At 70.9% G+C, this 21,557-nt stretch carries 17 protein-coding genes and 1 pseudogene; 8 read left to right on the top strand and 10 right to left on the bottom strand.

Annotated features, from left to right (window positions below):
- Window positions 1-199 precede the first annotated feature (199 nt).
- Complete coding sequence (locus tag OG611_RS34850; RefSeq protein ID WP_266429446.1) at window positions 200-2,872, top strand: TIM-barrel domain-containing protein; 2,673 nt, start codon at window positions 200-202, stop codon at window positions 2,870-2,872.
- An 83-nt stretch (window positions 2,873-2,955) separates the two neighbouring features.
- On the opposite strand, the gene OG611_RS34845 is transcribed toward OG611_RS34850, so the two are convergent.
- Both OG611_RS34845 and OG611_RS34840 read right to left on the bottom strand, forming a co-directional pair.
- A complete protein-coding gene (locus OG611_RS34845) occupies window positions 2,956-3,798 on the bottom strand; it encodes an SAM-dependent methyltransferase (protein ID WP_266429444.1) in 843 nt (280 codons plus the stop codon).
- 163 nt (window positions 3,799-3,961) lie between these two features.
- Window positions 3,962-4,786 (bottom strand): SAM-dependent methyltransferase, encoded by an 825-nt coding sequence (locus OG611_RS34840; protein ID WP_266429442.1) that lies wholly within the window; start codon window positions 4,784-4,786, stop codon window positions 3,962-3,964.
- Between the two features lie 233 nt (window positions 4,787-5,019).
- Between OG611_RS34840 and OG611_RS34835 the strand changes: the two genes are divergently transcribed.
- On the top strand, window positions 5,020-5,499 hold the full coding sequence (locus tag OG611_RS34835) for a hypothetical protein (protein ID WP_266429439.1): 480 nt from the start codon (window positions 5,020-5,022) through the stop codon (window positions 5,497-5,499).
- Window positions 5,500-6,054: 555 nt separating this feature from the next.
- Entirely contained in the window at window positions 6,055-7,488 is a 1,434-nt protein-coding gene (locus OG611_RS34830; protein ID WP_266429436.1) for a hypothetical protein, read from the top strand.
- Between the two features lie 19 nt (window positions 7,489-7,507).
- Here the strand turns inward: OG611_RS34830 and OG611_RS34825 are convergent, their stop codons facing one another.
- Entirely contained in the window at window positions 7,508-9,637 is a 2,130-nt protein-coding gene (locus OG611_RS34825; protein ID WP_266429433.1) for a tetratricopeptide repeat protein, read from the bottom strand.
- Between the two features lie 83 nt (window positions 9,638-9,720).
- Window positions 9,721-9,936 (bottom strand): hypothetical protein, encoded by a 216-nt coding sequence (locus tag OG611_RS34820; protein WP_266429431.1) that lies wholly within the window; start codon window positions 9,934-9,936, stop codon window positions 9,721-9,723.
- Between the two features lie 232 nt (window positions 9,937-10,168).
- On the opposite strand from OG611_RS34820, the gene OG611_RS34815 reads away from it, so the two are divergent.
- The gene (locus tag OG611_RS34815) at window positions 10,169-11,974 is read left to right on the top strand and encodes an AAA family ATPase (RefSeq protein WP_266429429.1); all 1,806 of its coding nucleotides are present in this window, start codon (window positions 10,169-10,171) and stop codon (window positions 11,972-11,974) included.
- Window positions 11,975-11,977: 3 nt separating this feature from the next.
- Here the strand turns inward: OG611_RS34815 and OG611_RS34810 are convergent, their stop codons facing one another.
- Window positions 11,978-12,796 (bottom strand): maleylpyruvate isomerase family mycothiol-dependent enzyme, encoded by an 819-nt coding sequence (locus OG611_RS34810; RefSeq protein ID WP_266429426.1) that lies wholly within the window; start codon window positions 12,794-12,796, stop codon window positions 11,978-11,980.
- A gap of 460 nt (window positions 12,797-13,256) precedes the next feature.
- Between OG611_RS34810 and OG611_RS34805 the strand changes: the two genes are divergently transcribed.
- The 3 genes from OG611_RS34805 (at window position 13,257) to OG611_RS34795 (ending at window position 16,618) form a co-directional block, all read left to right on the top strand.
- Window positions 13,257-14,018, top strand: coding sequence for a response regulator transcription factor (locus OG611_RS34805; RefSeq protein ID WP_266429424.1), 762 nt, complete (start codon window positions 13,257-13,259; stop codon window positions 14,016-14,018).
- The gene (locus tag OG611_RS34800) at window positions 14,008-16,059 is read left to right on the top strand and encodes a cell wall metabolism sensor histidine kinase WalK (RefSeq protein ID WP_266429421.1); all 2,052 of its coding nucleotides are present in this window, start codon (window positions 14,008-14,010) and stop codon (window positions 16,057-16,059) included. Before OG611_RS34805 ends, OG611_RS34800 begins: the two co-directional genes overlap by 11 nt.
- Before the next feature lie 124 nt (window positions 16,060-16,183).
- Window positions 16,184-16,618: a hypothetical protein gene (locus OG611_RS34795; RefSeq protein ID WP_266429418.1), complete on the top strand. Its 435-nt coding sequence runs from the start codon at window positions 16,184-16,186 to the stop codon at window positions 16,616-16,618.
- A 151-nt stretch (window positions 16,619-16,769) separates the two neighbouring features.
- Here OG611_RS34795 and OG611_RS34790 read toward each other — a convergent pair.
- Window positions 16,770-17,054, bottom strand: a pseudogene (locus OG611_RS34790) (transposase); the annotation flags it as partial.
- 243 nt (window positions 17,055-17,297) lie between these two features.
- Here OG611_RS34790 and OG611_RS34785 point away from each other — a divergent pair.
- A complete protein-coding gene (locus tag OG611_RS34785) occupies window positions 17,298-17,936 on the top strand; it encodes a class F sortase (RefSeq protein WP_266429416.1) in 639 nt (212 codons plus the stop codon).
- A 179-nt stretch (window positions 17,937-18,115) separates the two neighbouring features.
- Here the strand turns inward: OG611_RS34785 and OG611_RS34780 are convergent, their stop codons facing one another.
- From OG611_RS34780 to OG611_RS34765, 4 genes are all read right to left on the bottom strand, one after another.
- Window positions 18,116-18,967: a RimK family alpha-L-glutamate ligase gene (locus OG611_RS34780; RefSeq protein WP_266429413.1), complete on the bottom strand. Its 852-nt coding sequence runs from the start codon at window positions 18,965-18,967 to the stop codon at window positions 18,116-18,118.
- Window positions 18,964-19,911, bottom strand: coding sequence for a RimK family alpha-L-glutamate ligase (locus OG611_RS34775; RefSeq protein WP_266429411.1), 948 nt, complete (start codon window positions 19,909-19,911; stop codon window positions 18,964-18,966). The genes OG611_RS34780 and OG611_RS34775 overlap by 4 nt, the downstream gene beginning before the upstream one ends.
- Before the next feature lie 212 nt (window positions 19,912-20,123).
- Entirely contained in the window at window positions 20,124-20,513 is a 390-nt protein-coding gene (gene rbsD / locus OG611_RS34770) for a D-ribose pyranase (RefSeq protein WP_266429408.1), read from the bottom strand.
- Complete coding sequence (locus OG611_RS34765) at window positions 20,510-21,490, bottom strand: ribokinase (RefSeq protein ID WP_266429405.1); 981 nt, start codon at window positions 21,488-21,490, stop codon at window positions 20,510-20,512. Before OG611_RS34765 ends, rbsD begins: the two co-directional genes overlap by 4 nt.
- Window positions 21,491-21,557: the final 67 nt, after the last annotated feature.

The following is a 21,557-nucleotide window of genomic DNA, read 5'->3' as shown; positions in this document are numbered from 1 at the left end:
GATGTGCCACGCCCCGGTCGCCCACGACCGCCATGGCGCGGGCGTGCGACACATCGGCGCGGGCAGGCATGGAGCAGCCATCGGAGCGTTGACATGCACCGGTCGCACGGTGAATTCTGATGCGCGAATCTCCCGCGTTCCAAGCATGTCTGCGCAGACATCGCCCATTTCACTGTTCGGTACGAACGGAGAACACTCCTTGCGGATCCTTCAGAACAGTCCCAGCCGGACGGCGGTCGGCACGCTGTCGGTGATCGTCCTCGCACTCACCGCCCTGACCGCCCCCGCACCGCAGGCGCACGCCGCGGCCACGCCCTCGGGCACCCTGGACAGCACCACGAAGAACGTGACATGGCAGAGCCCGGTCTACGCCAAGGGGACCGTCGACTCTCCCGCCAAGTGCGGCACGGCCGCCGAGGACCCCGACAACGCGGTCTGCGCCCGGTTCGACCTGACCGTCGACCCGCCCGCGGGTCAGTGGGACGACAACCCCGAGGGCGGCGTCCCCGTCTCCATCCAATGGGAGACGCCCACGGACGACTTCGACATGTACATCTACGACTCGGCCAATAAACAGGTGGCTTCCAGCGCGGGCACCGCCGACCCCGAGTCCACGGTCATCCCGAAGGCCTCCGGGACCTACCACGTGGTCGTCGTCCCCTACGACGTGCACGACAACTCCTTCAGCGGGAAGGCTTATCTCCCCGAGGCCACCGATGCCGGGAACCTCACCGGTTTCAGCGGCTCGCACGGCAGGTACGAGATCGAGGCCGGTGCGCTCAAGGCCCGCGCCGAGTTCTTCACCGACGACACCCTGCGGCTGCAGGCATCCCCGGACGGCGTACTCGCCGACCCGAAGGACAGCCACATGATCCGGCGGCAGCCCACCGCCCAGCCGCACACCAAGTCCTTCGACGCAGGCACCTATTACGGCATCCGCTCCAAGGGCGTGGTGATGCGCATCTACAAGAAGCCGCTGCGCTTCGGCCTCTACAAGGCCGACAACCGCACGGCCATCTGGCAGGAGGCCGATCCGCTGCGCTGGACCGGCGGCGGCATGCGGCAGAGCCTGAAGCGCGGCACCGACGAACAGTTCTTCGGCGGGGGCGAGCAGAACGGCAGCTTCTCGCACCGCGACCAGGTGATGAACGTCGGCAACAACACCAACTGGAACGAGGGCGGTTACAACAACTCCCAGCCGTTCTACATCTCCACGGCCGGCTACGGCGTCTTCCGCAACACCATGACGCCCGGCATCTACGACTTCGACTCGCCGGTACGGACCGGTCAGCAGGAACGACGCCTGGACGCCTACTACTTCACCGGTGACACCAAGTCGGTCATCGGCAAGTACACCTCCCTGGTGGGCAAGCCGTTCATGCCACCGGTGTACGGGCTGGAGCCCGGCTCCGCCGACTGCTACCTCCACAACGCCAACCGGGGCGAGCGCCACACCCTCGACGCGCTGAAGGTCTCCGACAGCTACGTCGACAACGGGATGCCGCTCGGCTGGATGCTCGTCAACGACGGATACGGCTGCGGATACGAGAACCTTCCCCGGACGGGTACGGGCCTCAACAAGAACCATGCCCAGCTCGGCCTCTGGACACAGGACGGCCTGCCCGACGAGGCCGAGGAGTCCAAGGCCGGTGTACGCGTCCGCAAGCTGGACGTCGCCTGGGTCGGCGGCGGATACGGCTTCGCGCTGGACGCCTGCGACCAGGCCAAGGCCGGCATCGAGAACAACAGCGACGCCCGCGGCTTCGTCTGGCTGCCCGTCTCCTGGGCCGGTGCGCAGCGCTGCGGTGTGCTGTGGAGCGGTGACCAGAGCCTGTCCTGGGACTTCATCCGCTGGCAGATCCCGACGTATGCCGGCGCGACGATGTCCGGCATCGCGTACAACACGGGTGACGTCGGCAGCATCTACCGTCACGACCCCAAGATGTACACCCGTGACCTGCAGTGGAAGGCTTTCCTCCCGGCCATCATGACCATGGACGGCTGGGCCAGTGACATCACCACCAAGCAGCCGCACGACCAGCAGCCGTGGTTGGACGGCGAGCCGTACACCGCCATCAACCGCAAGTACCTGCAGCTGAAGGAGCGGCTGCTGCCGTACATGTACACGTTGTCGAAGGAGGCCACGAGGACCGGCGTCGGCGCGGTCCGGCCGCTCTCGCTGGAGTACCCCGACGACCCGGCGGCACTCGGCCCGGACGCGAAGTACGAGTTCCTGGCCGGACCCGACTTCCTGGTCGCGCCCGTGTACAGCGACACGGACGTCCGCAACGGCATCTACCTGCCGAAGGGCACCTGGACCGACTACTGGACGGGCAGGACCTACCAGGGCCCGACCACGGTCAACGGGTACAAGGCGCCGCTCGACACCCTGCCGCTCTTCGTCAAGGGCGGGTCGATCGTGCCGATGTGGCCCAAGGGCACCCTGTCCTGGGAGTCCCGGGACAGGACCCGGCTCGGCTACGACATCCACCCGCAGGGCACCACGGACTACACGCTCTACGAGGACGACGGCGTGACGAGGAAGTTCACGGAGGGAGCCTCGGCCACCCAGCACGTAAAGGTTCAGGCACCCGCCCACGGCACGAAGGGCAGCACCACCGTCAGGATCGGTGCGAGCGTGGGACGTTACGAGGGCAAGGTGTCCGCCCGCTCGTACGACCTCACCGTGCACGGCGGGAGCGCCCCGTCGCAGGTCGTCATGGACCAGAGCCGTCTGCACCGGCTGAACTCGGCGGCGGAGCTCGCCGCGGCCGGCTCCGGCTGGTTCACCGACCCGGCGACCGGGGTCACGGAGATCAAGACGCCGGCCGTCTCCACCGGGCGCGGCTTCACCGTCGAGCTGCGGAAGTAGGCAGCGACCGCAGCCCACGCATGCGCAACGGCACATGGCCGGGGGCCGTCTCCGGACGACCCCCGGTCCGTGCGCCCGGCACGCTACGGCTTGCGGGCGACCGCACCGTAGATCGGCACCGGCTGCGTCTCCACCGGAAGATCGCCGAGGCTGAGTTCCGGATGCCAGTCGACGACCTGGACGAGGCCCGGCTCCACCACTTCCAGCCCGTCGAAGAACCGACTGACGCCGCGGCGCGACCTCGGTACGAGCGTCACACCGCCCGCCGCGTACGAGGCCACGCCCTTCTCCACACTCTCGGGGTCGAAGTCGCCGGTGAGCTGCGACAGCACGAGGAAACTCCCGGCGGGAAGCCGCTCCACCAGCCTTTCCACCAGGGCGTACGCCCCTTCGCTCCTCCCCGCCCCCTCTCCGTCGCCGTCGCCGTCGCCGACGAAGTGCAGCAGGGCGATGAGGGAGAGCGCGACGGGCCGGTCGAAGTCGATCACCTCCGCGGCGAGTTCGAGGATCCTCTCCGGCTCCCGCACATCGGCGTCCAGATACGCCGTCACCCCTTCAACGCTCCCGCTCAACAGCGCTTCGGCGTGGGCCAGGACGATGGGGTCGTTGTCCACGTACACGACCCGTGCGTCGGGAGCCGCGCTCTGGACGATCTGGTGCAGGTTGGGCTCGGTGGGAATACCGGAGCCGATGTCGAGGAACTGGCGTATCCCCGCCTCGCCGGCGAGCCAGCGCATCGCACGGTGCATGAACCACCGGTTGTGGCGCGCGATGCGCTTCGTGTCCGGAGAGAGCCCGGCGATCTGTTTGCCGAGCTCCTCGTCGACGGGATAGTTGTCCTTCCCGCCGAGGAACCAGTCGTACACCCGCGCGGGATGCGGCCTCGTGGTGTCGATGCGGTCCGCGCCGGATCCGTACCCTGTCATATGGCACTCCCCCTGGTACTGATCAGCTTCCTGCCTCAGCATCTTGCAACAATCGCCCGTCCGGCCGCGCGGGCATGCGCAGACCGACATCCGCAGACCGGCAGCCGCAGTCCGGCAGCCGGCGACGGACATCAGGCTCCGGGCATCAGGATCCGGGCCCGCGTCACTCCTTGACGCCGATGCCCCCGAAGGCGTCGACATCCGCGGACACGGTCGCGCTGTCGGCGTCGGGCCGCCACTCGCTGAGCCGGACGAAGCCGGGGTCCAGGATCCGCAGCCCGTCGAAGAGCGTGACGATCTCGTCGGGCTCGCGCACGTAGTACGGCACGGCGCCACTCTCGATGTATGCCTTCTCCGCGGCGATCATGCCCTCGCTGGTACGCGTGCCGTCGTACACCACGAGGTAGCTGCCGGAGGGCAGCCCCGCCATCAGCCGGCCCACCACCTCACGGGCCTTCGAGAAGTCGCCTGCGTGACCGAGTATGCCGAGCAGCATCAGGGCCACGGGCCGTTCGAAGTCGAGCGTCTTCGCCGCCTCGGCAAGGATGGCGTCCGGCTCGTAGAGGTCGGCGTCGATGTAGTCGGTGACTCCCTCGGAGGAACTGGTCAGCAGCGCACGCGCATGCGTCAGCACGAGCGGATCGTTGTCCACGTACACGATGCGCGACTCGGGCGCGAGGTCCTGGGCCACCTGATGGGTGTTGTCCGCGGTGGGCAGACCGGTCCCGATGTCCAGGAACTGCCGGACGCCGTGGTCCTCCACCAGGTGGCCCACCGAACGCCGCAGGAACTGCCGCCCCGCCACCGCCACGTCGACGAGCCCCGGGAAGAACGTCTTGATCTGGTCACCGATCTCACGGTCGACCTCGTAGTTGTCCTTGCCGCCCACGAAGTAGTTCCAGAAGCGGGCGGAATGAGGCCTCGTGGTGTCGATCCGGGCCGATACCCGCTCGGCGGACGGGGTGGCGGACGACTGCTGCTCGCTCATGGAGACCTCCGAACGCGAAAGTGATCAAGCTATGGCCCTAACCTACCTGGGCGTCACGAGAGTTATGGCCGCATACGTCACAGAGCATGTCTCGCCCGGTCGGCCCAGGGTTGTTTCCGGGTTGTCCCCCACTCGAGTCGGGGTTTATCGGGTCGCTCGGACGACGCCGACTCCGTAGGTTCTGAGGTGGAATCGAAACATCGTTCCCCAACCCACCTTGCGGAGGCTCGCCGGTGACCGCCCCAACGCGTCGACGGACGCGCGCCTTTCCCCCTCTCCTCACGACCTTCGTGCGGTTCGTCGTGTGCGGTGGCGGAGTCGGGCTGGCATCGAGCGCGGCGGTCGTGCTGCTCGGCGAGCGGATACCGATGGCCATCGCGAACGCACTGGTCACCGTCGTCTCCACGGTCCTCGCCACCGAGTTGCACCGGCGGATCTCCTTCCGGAGCGAGCGCAGGGGGTGGGGGGTGCATCTGCAGTCCGGGGTGACGGTCGCCGTGAGCTACGCGTTCACCACGGGGGCGCTGCTCTGCCTGTTCGCCGTGCGGTCCGATCCCTCGCCCCTGGTCGCGCAGACGGTCTATCTGTCGGCGTCCGCCCTCGCGGGGGTCGGACGGTTCGCATTGCTGCGGGTCGTCGTCTTCGGCGGCCGGACCCGGGTCGCCGCGCACGAGGACACGCTGAACAAGTCCACGGTGGCGATGGCCGTGTGACGCCCCCTTGATGGCCGTGCGGCAGGCGTACTGGTTGACTGTCGTGGCCGGTCGCGTGGGGCGGCACGGAGCCCGCGGGCGGGCCGGGGCGGACGAGGGGCGTGCGGATGAGGTACGGGCGGGCCGGGTGGGTGCGGGTGCCGGTGGGGGACGACGCGGCGCGGTGGGCGACCCGGGGCACGTGCCTGCGCGTGCTGGTCGTCGTGCACAACGTGACCGCCGCGACCCGGCTGCTCGATGTGCTCCCACTGTTCGACGACGATCTGCGGGTCCAGCTGCTGGTGACCTGTACGGGCTCCTCGGCGTTCGCGGCCGGCACCGCCGAACTGCTGGCCGACACGGGGATCCCGGTGCTGCCGTGGGAGCAGGCGGCCGAGACGCGGGTGGACCTGGTGATCTCCGGCAGTTTCGGCGGTCAACTGGACGCATTTTCCGGACAGTTGGCCGTCCTCTCGCATGGTGTTGGATATACTAAGAGGCTGGCGACACCGGACACCGGACACCGGACACCGGACACTGGACACCGGACACCGGATCGGGGCGGGGGCAGGTGCGGTGCCTGCGCCCGTGTTCGGGCTCGCGCCTGCGTGGCTGCTCTCGCCCCAGGGCACTCCCGTCGCGGACGCGCTCGTGCTGTCCCATCCCGAGCAGTACGAACGGTTGCGCGTCGCCTGCCCCGAGGCGGCGCCGACCGCGGTGCTCGCTGGGGACCCCTGCTACGACCGGATCCTCGCGGCACGGCCCTACCGCGAACGCTTCCGCCGTGCGCTGGGAGTCCGGCCGGGACAGCGGCTCGTCCTGCTCAACTCGACCTGGAGCCCCGAGTCGCTCTTCGGTGACGGCGGGAAGGCCCCGGACGGCGGCGATGTCGTCGCCGCCCTGCTGGGCCGGGTCGCCGACGAGTTCCCCGTGGACGAATACCGGTTCGCGGCCGTACTGCATCCCAACATCTGGCATGGGCACGGCCCCGGTCAGATCCGTGCCTGGCTCGATCGCGCACGGCGCGGCGGGATGGCGCTGATCGATCCGCTGAGGGGATGGCGGCAGGCCCTGCTGGCCGCCGATGCCGTGATCGGGGACCACGGATCCGTCACCTTCTACGCCGCCGCCCTCGGCACCCCCGTGCTCCTGGGAGCCGTGCCGCTCGACGCCCTTGACCCCGACGCGCCGATCTCCGCGTTCATGCGGGAGGCACCGCGGCTCGACCCCGACGCGTCCCTGGCGGCACAGATCGAGGAACTCGTCGGCCGTCACCGGCCGTTGCCGGGGCCCGCCGAGTTCACCACCTCTGTGCCGGGCGAGTCCGCGGTCCGGCTCCGGAAGCTCTTCTACTCGATGATGGGTGCGCCGGAGCCCGGCCGGCCCGCATCGCTGGAGCCGCTCCCGCTGCCCGGTCACGAGGCCGCGGCGGCCACTGTCCCGTTGCGGGTCCTGTCGCGGGTCGGGCCGGGAGAGGTCGCGATCAGCCGCTGGGCGGGGTCGCGGCCGGAGGCCGGATCGGATCCCGGCGGCGAACTGCACATCGCCGTGCACGAGGACACCCGTGACGTGGACCAGTTGGATCTGGCCGATGTCATCTTCCGGGAGGGCGCACCCGACGATCCGCGCTTCGGCTCTCCTTCGGTCTGGACCGCCGAGGTGCTCCGCCGCCACCGGGGGTGTTCCCTGGCGGCCTATGTGACCGGCCCGTCCGCGTGCGTGGTCCGGGTGCGTGGCGAGGCGCCGCTCCGCCTGGTGGCGGTGCCCGTCACCGATGCGGAAGCCCCGTCCACTGCGGAGGACGTGTCCGCCGCGGAAGACGTTTCCGCCGCGGACCCCGCCGCGTACGCCTCTGCCTTGCACGCCTGGCTGACCACCGGCGGTCACGATCCGGCCGCGGCCGGCCGGCGGCTCGCCCGGACGGTGGCCGACGGACTCACCGTGCGGACGGGTGCCCGGCTCCACCACGTACGGGTCGTCCCTCTGACACCTCCGGAAACAAAGGGGTGAGTGGGCCGGGAACGGCGGTTCACCCGGTGACGCAGGCCTCCCGCATACGCCGGAGATACCGCAGTTGGTACTCCGCGCTCTGTCCGTCGAGTGTCGTGATCGCTGCCTCGATCAGCGGCAGCGCCGCTTCCGCGTTCTCCTCGTCCAGCCGACTCTCGGCGAGGTCCGTGAGCGTCCGCGCCGTGTTGTACGTATCGCCGCTCGACCGGAAGTACCGCAGGGCGGTCTCCAGCTTCTCCCGGGCCTCCTCCCGCGGCCCCGAACCGCGCAGCGCCCGTCCGCGATGGCGCTCCAGCAGGGCCCGCGCACGCGGCAGGTCGGCGGTCCCCTCGTCCTGATCGCCCATGGTGTCCAGGATGCCGCCCGCCTCGTCGAAGCACTCGTACGCCTCCGGGTACCGCCACTGGCGCAGTCTCAGCAGCCCGAGGAACTCGACGGCCGAGGCATGGCCCCGCTTGTGGCCGGCCGCCTCCTCGGCCCGTGCCGCTGCCCTCGCCTCCGTCTCCGCCTCGTCCCAGCGCTTCAGCTCGGTGAGGGTATGGGCGAGTTGCGCGTGCAGCGCTCCGGCGTCGGGGCTCGTGGGGCGATGGGTGTCGGCGAGACGCGCACCGATGCGGAGCGCCGGCAGCAGCATCTCGTGGTGACCCGCCTTGAGCTGCAGCGGCCACAGGGCGCGGCACAGGCGTACGGCGGTGTCCGGGTCGCCGGACTCCTCGGCACAGCGCACCGCCTCGACCAGGTTGCCCGACTCCGCGAGCAGCGCGTCGAGGGCGGCGCCCCGGTCCTCGTACCTTCGCCCGACGCGTTCCTCGGCGGGCGCGGGGACGCGCCAGCTCTCCGGGAGCGCCTGGTGGGCGGCCGATGCCGCCAGATCGGCGTAGGCGCTCAGGGTGCGGGCGAGAGCCGCCGAGCACGCCGCGATCCCGTCCTCCCGGGTCGCGGCCGCCTCGGCGTGTGCGCGGACCCCGTGGCGGTAGCGGTAGCGTCCGTTGCCGCTCCCGCCGCCGCGCTCCAGGAGCATCCGGTCGGCGAGGTCCTCCAGGGACTCCGCCACGGCCTCAGGGGCCTGGCCGGTGGTCCGTGCGGCAGCGGCGGCGTCGAAGGCGGGCCAGGCGCGCAGCGCCATCAGCCGGTACAGCCTGGCGGATTCCGGCGCCAGGAGCCGGTAGTTGTCCTCGGCGGCCCCGCGTACCGGGTCGCCGTCCGCCTCGGCACGGCGCGGCGGAAGCGTGGGGGCGGAGAGCTGGTACGCCGCGGCGCGCAGGGCGTACGGTGACCCGCCGCAGCGCTGGAGCAGCGAGGGCAGCGTGGCACGGGCGGCGGCGACCGTGGACTTGTCGGTGATATCGGTGAGCAGCCGCACCGCGTCCCGGTCCGACAGCGGACCCACGGGCACACGCACCGCGTCGATGCCGGGGAAGGGGGCACGGGCGACCAGGATGGTGAACACCCCGGGCGCCGGGGTGAGGAACGGCCGCACCTGCGGGGCGGAGTACGCGTGGTCGAGCACGACCAGGAGTCTGCGGTCCGCCACCCGGTCCCGGAAAAATTCGCCGAGCTCATCGGTCCCGGTCGGCATCTCCTCGTCCGGCACCCGCAGTTGACGCAGCAGCGCACGCAGTACGGTTCCGGCGTCGCGCGCGCCACCGGCGCCTGCGCCGCCGAGGTCGGCGTAGATCTGCCCGTCCGGGAAGAGGCGGGTCGGCTGTGCTCCGAAGTGCACGGCGAGCGTGCTGGAACCCATCCCGTCCGGACCGTGCACCAGTGCGAGCCGGGGCCGTCCGTCCGGGCGGCGGGACGCCTCTCGCTGGAGTCGCTTCATCGCCTCCTTGCGATCCGTGAAGAACCGAATGGAGGCGGGGAGGTCGGACCGCGCGGCTGTGGCCGGGGCAGGGGTGCGGCGCATCCGCGCCGCGAACACGGCCCAGTGTGCGGCGAGTTGTGGATCGGCACGGATCCGGTCGTGGAGCATGCGGGCCACGTCGTCCCGTTCGTCCGGAGCCACGGGGGCGGGGACCTCACGGCCGACGATTCTCCGTACGACACCGCCGGTGGACTCCCAGGCCCATTTGCCGGCCTCGTTGGCCATCCCCGAGCCGACCGCACCGAGTACAGCCGAAATCGCCGCCACCGAAGTGGGATCCAGCATGTCGCGCACTCCTCGTTCCCGGTGTTCCGCGCGGTGCGCCCTCCCCGGCACCGTCGCTGCCACCGTGCGGATCAACGTTAGCGTCAGACGGGTCGATGTCCTCCGGACATCACGATGGTGATCAACCGGGCCGGCCCGGACCGGCCGTTCACCTGTCCTGAAATAGACCATTCATCAATGTCCGGGCGGATTCGGCGCGTCGGCGCCGCTGTCATGTCGCCGAGGCCGACGAACGGGCGTCGAGAGTGTTCACCGGCCGCCACGTGGTGTTGGATATCCTGGCGGTTGTTCCAGGTCATCACGGCGAGCCCCGTCGGCCGTCGGCGCGCGGGCCTAGGCCCTGTCGTCGGACTGCCGTCGTCGCCCGGAGGGCGGCCGCGCGGCGTCTGGTGCGTGCGATCGCAAGGCGCCGGAATGGTCTCGTAGCGGAGCTACTAGGCCATTTCGGCAACGCCGCGAGCGTGCGTGCCAGACGCCGCGCGACGACGGCAGTCCGACGACAGGGCCCAGGGCCCGTCGAGGGGAGAGACTGTGCAGGGAGCAGCCGCACGCCGGGGTTCGGCCAAGAAGGCCGAGCAGGCTTGGCAGCAGGCGATGGCCCTGTTGCAGCAGGGCGACGAAGCGGCTGCCGCCGAACGGTTCTCGCTCGCCACCGCACACGATCCGCTGGCCGCCGACGCCTGGCTGGGGCTGCACGCGACCGGGCAGCGTCAGAAGGAGGCGCTGGACGGCATGGTCCGCTCCGCCGGATCGTTCGGCGCCTTGCGTTCGAAGTTCGGAATGCCGCTCCGCTCCCGGTTCCAGCTCGGCCACTACGTCACCTTCCGGCTCGAAAGCACCCGTGACCTCTGGGTGGCGGCCATGACCTCACTGCTGGACGCCGGGAAGCTCGAAGAGGCCTGGGCGGGTCTGTCCACGGCACAACTGGACTGCGACGAGACCCGGTTCGTCTGTACGCAGTACGCCTTCCTCAAGGAGGACTGGTCCCTGGTCCTGCGTTTCGCCCCGGGGATCCGTGACGCGTTCCTGCACGACGAGGCGCAGTTGTACGTGGGTGCGGCGCTGTTCGCGCAGGGTGTGTGTCACGAGGCGCTGAACGTGCTGGCGGAACTGCCGAAGAAGCTGGAGTCCGGAAACCGTTTCGACGCCGAGGTCAAATACTTCATGGGTCGCTCCCTGGAGTCGCTGGGCCGTTCGGAGGAGGCGCTGAAGCGGTACCAGTACGCGTTCCGGTGTGCGCCGGGCCTCTTCGACGTGGATGTACGGGCTCAGGCGCGTTCCACGGCTCCGACGGCTTCGTCCGTGGCCGGGACGCCTTCCACGCCCTCCCCCGCCCCTTCCGCCCCGTCCCCTGCGGGGACCCCGGAGGTCCGCACGGCCGCGCCCGCCTCCGCACCCACGGCCCCCGAGGCCGCTTCCGGTCCTCAGGAGGGCGACGGGGACGGGCTGTCGCGGGAGGAGATGGCGCGCCTGCTCGCGGAGGCCCAGGAAGCGCTGGACGGCATGATCGGTCTGGAGCCGGTGAAGCGGCAGGTCCTCACCCTGATCGCTCAGCTGCGCATGGCGGCGCTCCGGGAGGAACAGGGGCTGCCCAGCGGCGCCCGGCCCCGGCACTTCGTCTTCGCGGGACCGCCCGGCACCGGGAAGACCACCGTCGCCCGCATCATCGGCAAGGTCTTCGCCGGTCTGGGGCTGCTGAGTTCCGGCCATGTCATCGAGGCCCAGCGCGTCGACCTCGTCGGGCAGCACCTCGGTTCCACCGCCATCAAGACCAGCAAGGTCATCGACTCCGCCCTGAACGGTGTGCTGTTCATCGACGAGGCGTACGCCCTGTCCAACAGCGGGTACAGCGGTGTCGACGCGTTCGGCGACGAGGCGCTCCAGGTGCTCCTGAAGCGGGCCGAGGACGACCGGGACCGGCTCGTGGTCGTCCTCGCCGGATATCGCGAGGAGATGACCGGTCTGCTCGCCGCCAACCCGGGTCTGGTGTCCCGGTTCAACACCCGCGTCGACTTCCCCTCGTACTCCGCGCAGGAGCTGCTCCTGATCGCCCGTTCCGTCCTGTCCGGTCAGGGCGACGAACCCGACGAGGAAGCCGCAGCCGCACTCGGCGACTTCTTCGCCGCGGCCGTGGCCGAAGGCATGGCCGACACGCTGGGCAATGCCCGCTTCGCCCGGGAGCTCTGCCAGAAGGCCGCCGCGCAACGGGATCTGCGGCTGTACGCCGAACACGCGGGCGGGACGACGCCCACCAGGGAGGAGATCGTCACCGTGCTCGCCCCGGACGTGAGGGCGGCCCACCAGGAGCTCATGGAGTCCCACGGGACCCCGGCTTAGGGATCAGGGGGCCTTGAACAGCCCCGGGAATCGGAGGGCGAGCCAGGGTTTGCGACCCCGGGCGAACACCTTGCCCCGGGCGATGGCGCCGTAGGGGTCGGTGCGGCCGAGCGCCATCAGGAAGAAGGTGACCGGCTCGATGAGGATGGTGCAGTCCGCGCGGGCCGGCGGTCGAGGAGTGACGGTTGCGGCGCCGTCGGTGAATGTGACACCGAATCGGGCGCCGCCCCGCAGGCGGATCGTGTACCCGGCGGTGAGCCGTGCGGTGGCCGCGGCATCGGTGACCCTGGGCATGGCCGTCATCAGGAACGGCAGGGAGAGTGCGACGCGTTCGCGGTCGATCATGTGACGGCGCCCCAGCGCACGGGCGAGGTCGTAGCCGTGCCCGAGCATGTGCGTCAGCAGGTACGAGCCCAGCACCACCCGGCTCATCGGCCCCAGCGGGGTGACCACGCTCCCGGCCGCGGTGCTGTCCATGGCCGCGAGGTAGGCGTCCGCGTGCGCCACGATCATCCCGGCGAGCGGCTCGGCGGCCCGCTCCTCGAACCCGGCGAGCGCACGCTCATTGGCCGCGGCCAGACTCTGCGGCGTACCGTCCCCGTAGCGGCGTTCCTGCCCGGCCGCGAGGTCGGCCATCAGCTCGTTGGCCTGCGCCAGATGTGCTGCGGCCTCCCCCACCGTCCACTCCGAGCCGGGTACCGGAACGCTTGTGTCGGCAACTCCGCGCAACAGCGCTGCGATCTCCTCGGCGGTGGTCCGTACGGCGTCGCCGAGCCCTTCGGGCAGCGCGTCGAGTGCATCGCGACCGGTCACCGATTCCATGTTTCTCCCCGCCTCGGCCGAGCCTGCTCGTCTGCTTGCCTGCCTGTTGCCTGCCCGGCTGTTGCCCGCCTGCCTGATGTGAACAGGCCGCCCGCGGTACACAAGACCAGTCGGCGGGGCCTGCGGCAAGAGCCGGCGCCCATTCGTCTCAGCTTCGGCCAGACTGGCGACATCCGATGTCTACCCACGGGTAACTCCCCCTGCTTTGATGGGCGGCACCACTTTCCACCCCCTCCCGTACCAGGAGAACCTGTGCCGAATCCCGTGATCCGTCGCATCTCCGGCGCAACACTGGCCGCCGCGCTCGCCGCCGCGACGCCGGCCACCAACGCTCCGCAGGCCTCGGCGGCGGAGACTCCTTCGATTCGCACTCCTCCGAGTACGCGTCGATGCTCGCCGACGCCGGACCGACCGCGGCCGACGCCCGCACCGGGCATCCGTACTGCGCTCGTCCGGTGTCATGAGTGGGCTCCGTCCGGTCATCTACGATCACCGGGTGTGCGCAAATGTCATAGTCGCCGAAGACGACGAAATGCAGGCCGAACTCGTACGCCGCTACCTGGAGCACGAGGGGCACGCGGTCACGGTCGTCGGTGACGGCCTCGCGGCTCTTGCCGAGGTCCGGCACCGGGAGCCCGATCTGCTGGTGCTCGATGTGATGATGCCGCGGGCCGACGGTCTGGACGTGGTACGTGTGCTGCGCGCCGAGCACCGGGAGCTGCCGGTGCTGATGCTGACGGCCCGCAGCACCGAGGACGATCTGCTGCTGGGGCTGGATCTCGGCGCCGACGACTACATGACCAAGCCGTACAGCCCGCGTGAGTTGATGGCCCGGGTACGGACGCTGCTGCGGCGCAGCCGGCGGGGCGGTCAGGACACCGGTCCTGCCGCGGATCAGGCGTTGCGGGTCGGTGCGCTCATCGTCGATCCGGACCGGCACGAGGTGTCCGTCGAGGGCCGGTCCGTGGATTGCACACCCGGTGAGTTCCGGATTCTCGCCGCCATGGCGACCGGGCCCGACCGGGTCTTCACCCGGCAGCAGCTCCTCGAGGAGCTGCACGGTTTCGACCGGTACATCAGCTTCCGCACGGTCGACGTGCACATCATGAACCTGCGCAAGAAGATCGAACCCGCACCCCGTCGGCCGGCCCGGCTGCTCACCGTCTTCGGTGTCGGCTACAAGCTGACGGACCCGGCGCGGAATGCTTCGCGTGCGTCGTGAACAGCGGCGGACCAGGCTCCCGCTCCGCAAGAGTCTGTTCGGCCGTCTGCTGGCGGCGTCCGCCCTGGTCGCCGCCTGTTCGGTGGTCGCCACCGCCTGGCTCGCCGTGCAGACCACCTCCGGCGCCATCAAGCAGGAGCAGGGCCAGAATCTCACCGCTGACGCCCGGATCTACAACACCTTGCTCGGATATGCGGCGGGCCACCCCACCTGGGAGGGCGTCGACGGCACCGTGCGCGACCTGGCGAGGCAGTCCGGCCGACGGATCACGCTGACCACCGAGCAGCGCCGGCCCCTCGCCGACTCCGCTTCCCTCTCGTCACCGCCCGCGCTGCCGCCCCAGGCTTCGGCGATCGTCGACCCGCTGTCCGTGGACACCGCCCTGTCCCGGACGGCCGATCGGGCGGGTGCCGCGGCCGATCGTGTCGACCCGCGCGCGGTCGGTCCGTTCCGGTTGCCCACCGCCGAACGTACCGCCTTGCAGCGCGCCGCCGATCGGCGCGCGGCGTGCCTCAGCCGCGTCGGAGTCGCGGCGGACGTGGTCCGCGGTCCGAGTGGACGGCCGCGCGTGCAGGTCGTGGGCAATGATCCGGACCGGGCTCAGGACACGCGGTGCGCGTCCGACGACCTGGACTCCCCGACGGCGACCGAGCGAAAGGCGCTGGACGCGCTCAACGGACTCGCCAACGCCTGCCTGAAACGTCAGGACCGCTCGGCGGGCATCCAACTCAATCTGGACCTGTCCTGGGGCGACGGCACCGGGCCGGCGGACGCCCCCGTTCCCGCCGTCCGGGTTCCCACCCCCGTACCGAGCGTCCGGACCGGCGAGGACGACCGGGCCGCCGCCTCCTGCGTGGACACGGCGCGCCGGGAACAGCTCAGCTCCTACGTCTCCTCGCCCGCGCTGCTGTTCATCGGCGACGAGGGCGGCACGACCGTTCCCGGCTTCGACCTCTCCCCCGCGAACACCGCGAAGATCGCGGGCGCGGCGGCGCTCGTCCTGGCGCTCACCGTCGGAGCCACGGTGCTTGCCGGGTCCCGGCTCGTACGGCCGCTGCACGCCCTGACGGGCGCGGCACAACGGATGCGGGACGGGGAGGACTCCGCGCCCGTGCTGGTCGCCGACGACAACGAGATCGGCCGACTCGCCGCGGCCTTCAACGACATGGCCGACCACCGCGCGCGTCTGGAGGCGCAGCGCAAGGACATGGTCAGCGACGTCGCCCACGAGCTGCGGACCCCGCTGAGCAACATCCGGGGCTGGCTGGAGGCGGCGCAGGACGGCCTGGCGGAGCCCGACCCGGCGTTCATCGCCTCGCTGCACACGGAGGCCGTGCAGTTGCAGCACATCATCGACGACCTCCAGGATCTCGCCGCGGCGGACGCGGGCGCGTTGCGTCTGCACCCCGAGCCGGTCCGTATCGAGGACGTCCTCGCACAGGTCGCCGCAGCGCACCAGGGACGGGCCGAGACCGCGGGCATCGCGCTCTCGGCGCTGCCGGCAGTGGCCGACAGCCCCTCCCCCGTGTTGTGGGTCGACCCGGTCCGGCTGCGCCAGGCCATCGGCAACCTGGTCTCCAACGCCGTACGTCATACCCCGTCGGGCGGACGCGTGACGGTGCGCGCGTACGGCGCGGGGGCATCGACGGACGCGGCGACGGCCGGCGAGGAGAGCGAAGAGGTCGTGGTCGAGGTCGCCGATACGGGCAGCGGCATCTCGGCGGAGAACCTGCCGCATGTCTTCGACCGCTTCTGGCGCGCCGAGAAGTCGCGCAGCCGCCGTACCGGGGGCAGCGGGCTGGGGCTGGCGATCGTACGGAAACTCGTGGAGGCGCACGGGGGATCGGTGAGCGCGGTCAGCGTCGAGGGGCAGGGCTCGGTGTTCACGCTCCGGCTGCCGGCGGATCCAAAAGGCCCGGCGGGTCCGGGAGGCCCGGCGGGTCCGATGGGGCCGGTCGGCCCGGCAGGTCCCACCGGCCCGGCGGAACTCCGACCGGAGGAGGCGGACGACAGGGCGCCGAAGGGCGCGGACCAGGCCTGATGCGATGACCACAACGTTCTGACAGCTTCTTCATAACTTCACGCCAGCCTGTCGGCATGCCCCGCGCCCGGTGCGAACCAGACACCGGGCACCACCGGGGCCGACCTGGAATGGAGTCATCCCCATGCCCAACCGTCTCCTGCGCACCGCTGTCCTCGCCGCCGTCGCGGCGGGCGCGGTGCTCGTACCGTCCGCCGCGGCCTTCGCCGACTCCGCGCCCTCGCCCTCGGCTCCGTCCGTCGAGCGGTCCGCCGCGGCAGCCCCCGCCAAGAAGCCCACCAGCACTCCCGTACGGGGCTCGCAGCCGGCCGTGACACCCCGCGGGGGTGTGGCCGCCGGCGACAGCCCCGCTCCGGCCGTGGTCGAGGGCAGGAAGGCCGACGGCAAGGCTTCGGCCACCCCCGCTCCGCGCGGTGGCGTCGCCGCGGGTGAGCGGACAGCCGGAACCTCGGGCGACAGCACCACCGCGATCGCCGGTTCGGCCGCTGCCGCACTGCTGCTCGCCGGAGCGGGAACCATCGTGCTGCGCCGCCGCTCGGCCGCCCAGCGCAACGGCTGACCAGCCGGACCTCACGGCCGATCCCCGGGAGCCGACCGGCTGCCGAGGCAGTCGCGACGCTCACCGCAGTCGCCCGTCCTTCGTGGCGCCGTCCGTTCCCGGGCGGCGCCACTGCCGATCTCCGCCCAGACCTGGAGTCTCAATGACGAAGTCAAGCCGCCTGCGTGACCGGCGAGACGGGGGTGAAGACCCGGTTGTCGCGCAGAAGTGCGCACAGGACGCCGGCCCGCCGACGGGCCAGGGCGATGACGGCCTGGACGTGTTTGCAGCCCTCGCCACGCTTCTTGAGGTAGAAGTCCCGGTTCGGTCCCTCGCGGATCATGCTGGTCTGCGCGGACATGTAGAACACCCTGCGCAGGCGGCGGCTGTAGCGCTTGGGCCGGTGCAGGTTGCCGGTCCGCCGTCCGGAGTCGCGCGGGACGGGCACCGGCCCGGCCAGCCCGGAACCGGCCCTGCCGCTCACTCACTTGCCCCTCCTCGTCCCGTTCCAACTGCCGTCGGCCCGAGGAACACCCCGCCGTCATCTCCGTAATCAGCGACCGCACAGGGCGCGCACATCTCAATCAGCAGCCAGGGCACCCCGGAGAGCCGGACGGCCACCCCAGGTGAGCCACCACTGGCAAGCCCCCATAAGCCACATCCGGCCCTCCCGGGCCGCCCGACAACTTACGGAGCCCCCATGTTCCGCACATCGCCTTCGCTCCGACGCGCCGCGCTGCCGCTGCTCGCCTGCCTCTTCCTCGCCGGTTGCTCCTCCGATACGACGGGCGACTCGTCCGCCGCGGGGCCCGGCAGCAGCGCGAGCGTCGCTCTCGACGCTCCGGAGCAGACCGGTTCGAAGGGAGCCGGGAAGGCCGGGGGTTCCCGCTCCTCGGCAGCGGCCCCCGTCCGCGTCAGCATCTCTTCGCTCGGCATCGACAGCGAGCTGATGCGCCTCGGCCTCAACGGGGACGGCACCGTCGAGGTCCCGCCCGCCGACAAGGGCATGACCGCCGGCTGGTACACCGGTGGCGCCACGCCCGGTGAGCCCGGCGCCGCGGTCATCATCGGACACAACAACACCCGCTTCGGGAAGGCCGTCTTCCACGATCTCAAGAAGATCGGCAAGGGAGCTGACATCGCCGTCAAGAACGACCGCGGCACGGAACTCCACTTCAGGGTCACCGGCACCGAGACGGTCAGCAAGAAGACCTTCCCGACCCAGAAGGTCTACGGCGCCACCAGGACACGCACCCTGCGTCTGATCACCTGCGACGGCGCCTTCGACGCCCAGGGCCACCCGGTGGACAACCTCATCGTGTACGCGAACCGGAGCTGACGGCGGCGCCGAGGACCCGTACCGGCGAAGAGCTCACCACCGCGTGCGGCGACCCCGGAGGCATCCGGAGCGGGCCCGCGCAAGCCCACCGCCTGCCGGCTCCACGAAAGATGAGGTGCAGCTCTCCGTGGGGGAATCCGCCGGGTCCGGAAGACGGGCTACGGATGTCGGCGCACGGTTCAACAAGAACTGCGACAAGGCGGAGCATCGGCTCGAGGCCGGGAACGTCGCAGTACCAAGGCCGCCAGCGCCGCAGGGGCGCCCTTCGGTCCGCGGATGCCCGGGAAGGCGTTGATGTCGACCGCGACGGGCGCCCCCTCGCGGTCCAGCAGGTCGACACCGTAGACGTCCAGGCCGAAGACCTCCCCCGTGTGGAGGGCGAGTTCGGTCCAGGTCTGCGGCAGATCACGGACCAGTGGCGCGGAAGGCGTACCGTCCGGCGGTACGCCCACCGGTGCGGGGCGCACCCCCGCGAACACCTCGCCCGCGATCACCCACAGCTTGTGGTCCCAGCCGCTGTTCGCGACGAACTCCTGGAGGACGACAGGCTCGTTGGGCCACTCTGCCGCGAGGTCCCGGAGCTCGGCCGGACCGTCCACGCGGGCGACCAGGTCCGTGCGTCGGCTGTGGCGGCTCTTGACCATGAGCGGGAAGCCGCTCTCCGCCGGCTCCGCTCCGTGGACGGCTTCGGACAGCGCGTCCAGGGTGCTTGTCCGGGGCATCGGCAGGCCGGCGCCTTCCGCCACGGCGGCGATCCGGCTCCTGTCCTGGCACAGCTCCGTCGAGGCGGCGGAGTTCAGCACCCGGGCGCCGCGTGCTTCGAGGAATCGGGCCAGCGCCAGGGCCCGGGGGGTATGGGCCTTGAGGAGGTAGACGTCGGCGAGATCGTCCGGGGTCACCAGTTGCGACGGGGACCCGGTTCCGGTGTCCGGGTTCAGGAACGTCACCCGGTGCTTCGCCTCGGTCAGCGCGGAAGAGACTGCGGCGAGCAGTGGATGATCCGGCTTGTCGGTCAGCAGACACACCCTCATATCTGTGCGGCCTCCGGCACGGCTGCCAGCACGTCCGCCTCGGGGCCGGGGACGGGGTGCGGTTGAAGCCGTCCATGGGGGATCTGCGGCTGCGCGGGAATGCGCGGGGCGGGGGCGAGCACGCCCCTCCGATCGGCGCCGCCCGCCCTGGCCAGGTCGAGGACGGCTCCGGCCAACCTGGAGACGGCGTCGGGGACCTGACGGAAACTCGGGAAATCGTTGATGTCGACGATCACGGGGCCGTCGGGACCGAGCACCACGTCGATGCCGTACAGATCGAGGCCGAAGACCGCTCCCACCTTCGCCGCCACTGCGGCCACCTCGGCGGGCAGGGGGACGGCTCCCTCGTCGACCGACCCGTCCGGGTGGAGCGGGGAGCGGCGCAAGGTCGCGTGAAACTCACCCGCGAGACAGTAGACCTTCAGATCGGAGCCCGGATTGGACACATAGGGCTGTGCGATGAGTTGGCCCTCCCCTGCCTGCTCCGCCTCCGCCAGCCGCCCGGGGTCCGCCACGAGGCGCACCCCGCGCCCCGAGCTGCCGTCGGCGGGCTTGACCACCAGGGGGAAGAGCTCGTCGGGAACATCCGCGAACAGCGTGGCCCTCGGTGCCGAATAGGTCACCGGAACGGGTAGCCCGTGCTGTCGAGCGATGACCGATGTGAAGACCTTGTCACGCACCGCGCGGATCGACCGCGCGTCGTTCACCGTGGTCAGGCCCACCGCCGCCGCGGCCTCCAACAAGGTGAGCCCGGGGCCGCCGGACACGGTCTTGAGTACCCAGGCGTCATGGGTCCCCGCCCTCACCTCCTCCGAGATCCGCAGGAGAGAGCCGCCGGGGCGCACCACGTCCACCTGGTGTCCCCACGACGACAGTCGCCGGACCACGTCAAGCGGCATGCCGTCATGCCGGTACAGCTCTTCGACGAGGAAGCAGAGCTTCATCCCAATACCCCTCGGTGCCCCATGCCTGATGAGGGCAGAACGGTGCCTCGCGGTGCTCTTTCGAACACCACCAAAAGGGCAACGCTACGTCACGTCAGCCCCAAAGCAACCGCAGCCGGGGGTTACTGATGGTGCGTTGCCTCACCCGAGGCCCGGGACGGCCGCGCAGACCCGGCGTCCGTGATTCGCGCGCCCGGTGCCTGCCGTCCTTGTCAGAAGAAGACCCCGCACCGCAGCAGAACATTCGCGTACGGCCGCGCCTCCCCCGTCCGCACCACCAGCCGGGCACCCGCCGCGAGTGCCTTCAGCTCCTCGTGGGGTACGTGGGCGAGTTCCGGGAGGCACTCCTCCAGGAGGCGTGCGGCCTCCGGGTTGGCCTCCCGCACCTCGTGCGCCGCTGTCGCGCCCTCCACCACCAGTTCGTCCAGCAGCCCGTCGAGCACCGCGGCGAACGAGGGAACGCCGGCCCGGAAGGCCAGGTCGACGACCCGGGGGCCGGCCGGGATGGGCATGCCCGCGTCGCAGATCAGCACTCCGTCGCCGTGGCCCAGTTCGGCCAGTGCTCCGGCGAGGTGACGGTTGAGAATTCCTGCCTTCTTCACGGGGCCGGAACTTCCTCTGCGGGTGGGACTTCCCCTTCGGTCGGGACTTCCTCTGCCGTCGGGAGTTCCTCTGCCGTCGGGAAGGAAGCCTGTGCGCCCTGCCTGGTGACTGCGGCCGCGCCCACCCGCACGGCGAACGCAGCGGCTTCGGCGAGTTCTTCGCCCAGGCCGAGCCGCCAGGCCAGGGCGGCCGTGAACGCGTCGCCGGCCCCGGTCGTGTCCACGGCTTCGACCTCGATGCCCGGTACGGGTACGGCATCGCCCGTGCGGCGGTCCGCGACGAGCGCCCCCGCCGCCCCCAGCGTGATCACCACCGAACGCGGGCCGAACGCGAGCAGTGCCCGCGCCCACTCCTGGGGCGTGTTCCCTGCGGACTCGCCCAGCATGTAGCGCGCTTCGTGCTCGTTGACCACCAGCGGGTCGCAGGCTGCCAGCACATGGTCGGGCAGGGGCGCGGGCGGTGACGGGTTCAGCACCAGTCGGGTACCGGGTGACATGGCACCGGCCACCTCCGCAACGGTCTCCAACGGGATCTCCAACTGTACGGAGACGACCCGGGCCGCACCGAACAGCGGGCCGGCCGCCCGGATGTCCTCCGGGGTGAGGCGGGCATTGGCCCCCGGAGACACCACGATGCTGTTGTCACCCGAGGGGTCCACGGTGATCAGCGCCACGCCGCTGGGCGCCCCGCCCACGAGGACGCCGGCGGTGTCGACGCCCGCCGCCCGTTGTGAATCCAGCAGCAGGCGGCCATGCGCGTCGTCACCGACCCGGGCCAGCAGGGCCGTACGGGCTCCGAGGCGAGCGGCGGCGACTGCCTGGTTTCCGCCCTTGCCGCCCGGGTGGACGGCGAGATCGGAGCCGAGCACGGTCTCGCCGGGTGCGGGGCGGCGTTCGACACCGATGACCAGGTCGGCGTTGGCGGAGCCCACGACCAGCAGGTCGTAGCGGTCGTGGTCATGGTCGCTCTCGTGCATGGTTCCTGCTTTCCGTGGTCAGGCGTTGCTCGGGTCGGGCCCGGTCCCGTTCAGGCGCACCGGGTCC

The sequence above is a fragment of the Streptomyces sp. NBC_01363 genome, from assembly GCF_026340595.1.
Taxonomy (GTDB): domain Bacteria; phylum Actinomycetota; class Actinomycetes; order Streptomycetales; family Streptomycetaceae; genus Streptomyces.
The sequence above is the reverse complement of the archived record's forward strand: the minus strand, read 5'-3'. Positions and strand labels throughout refer to the sequence as shown.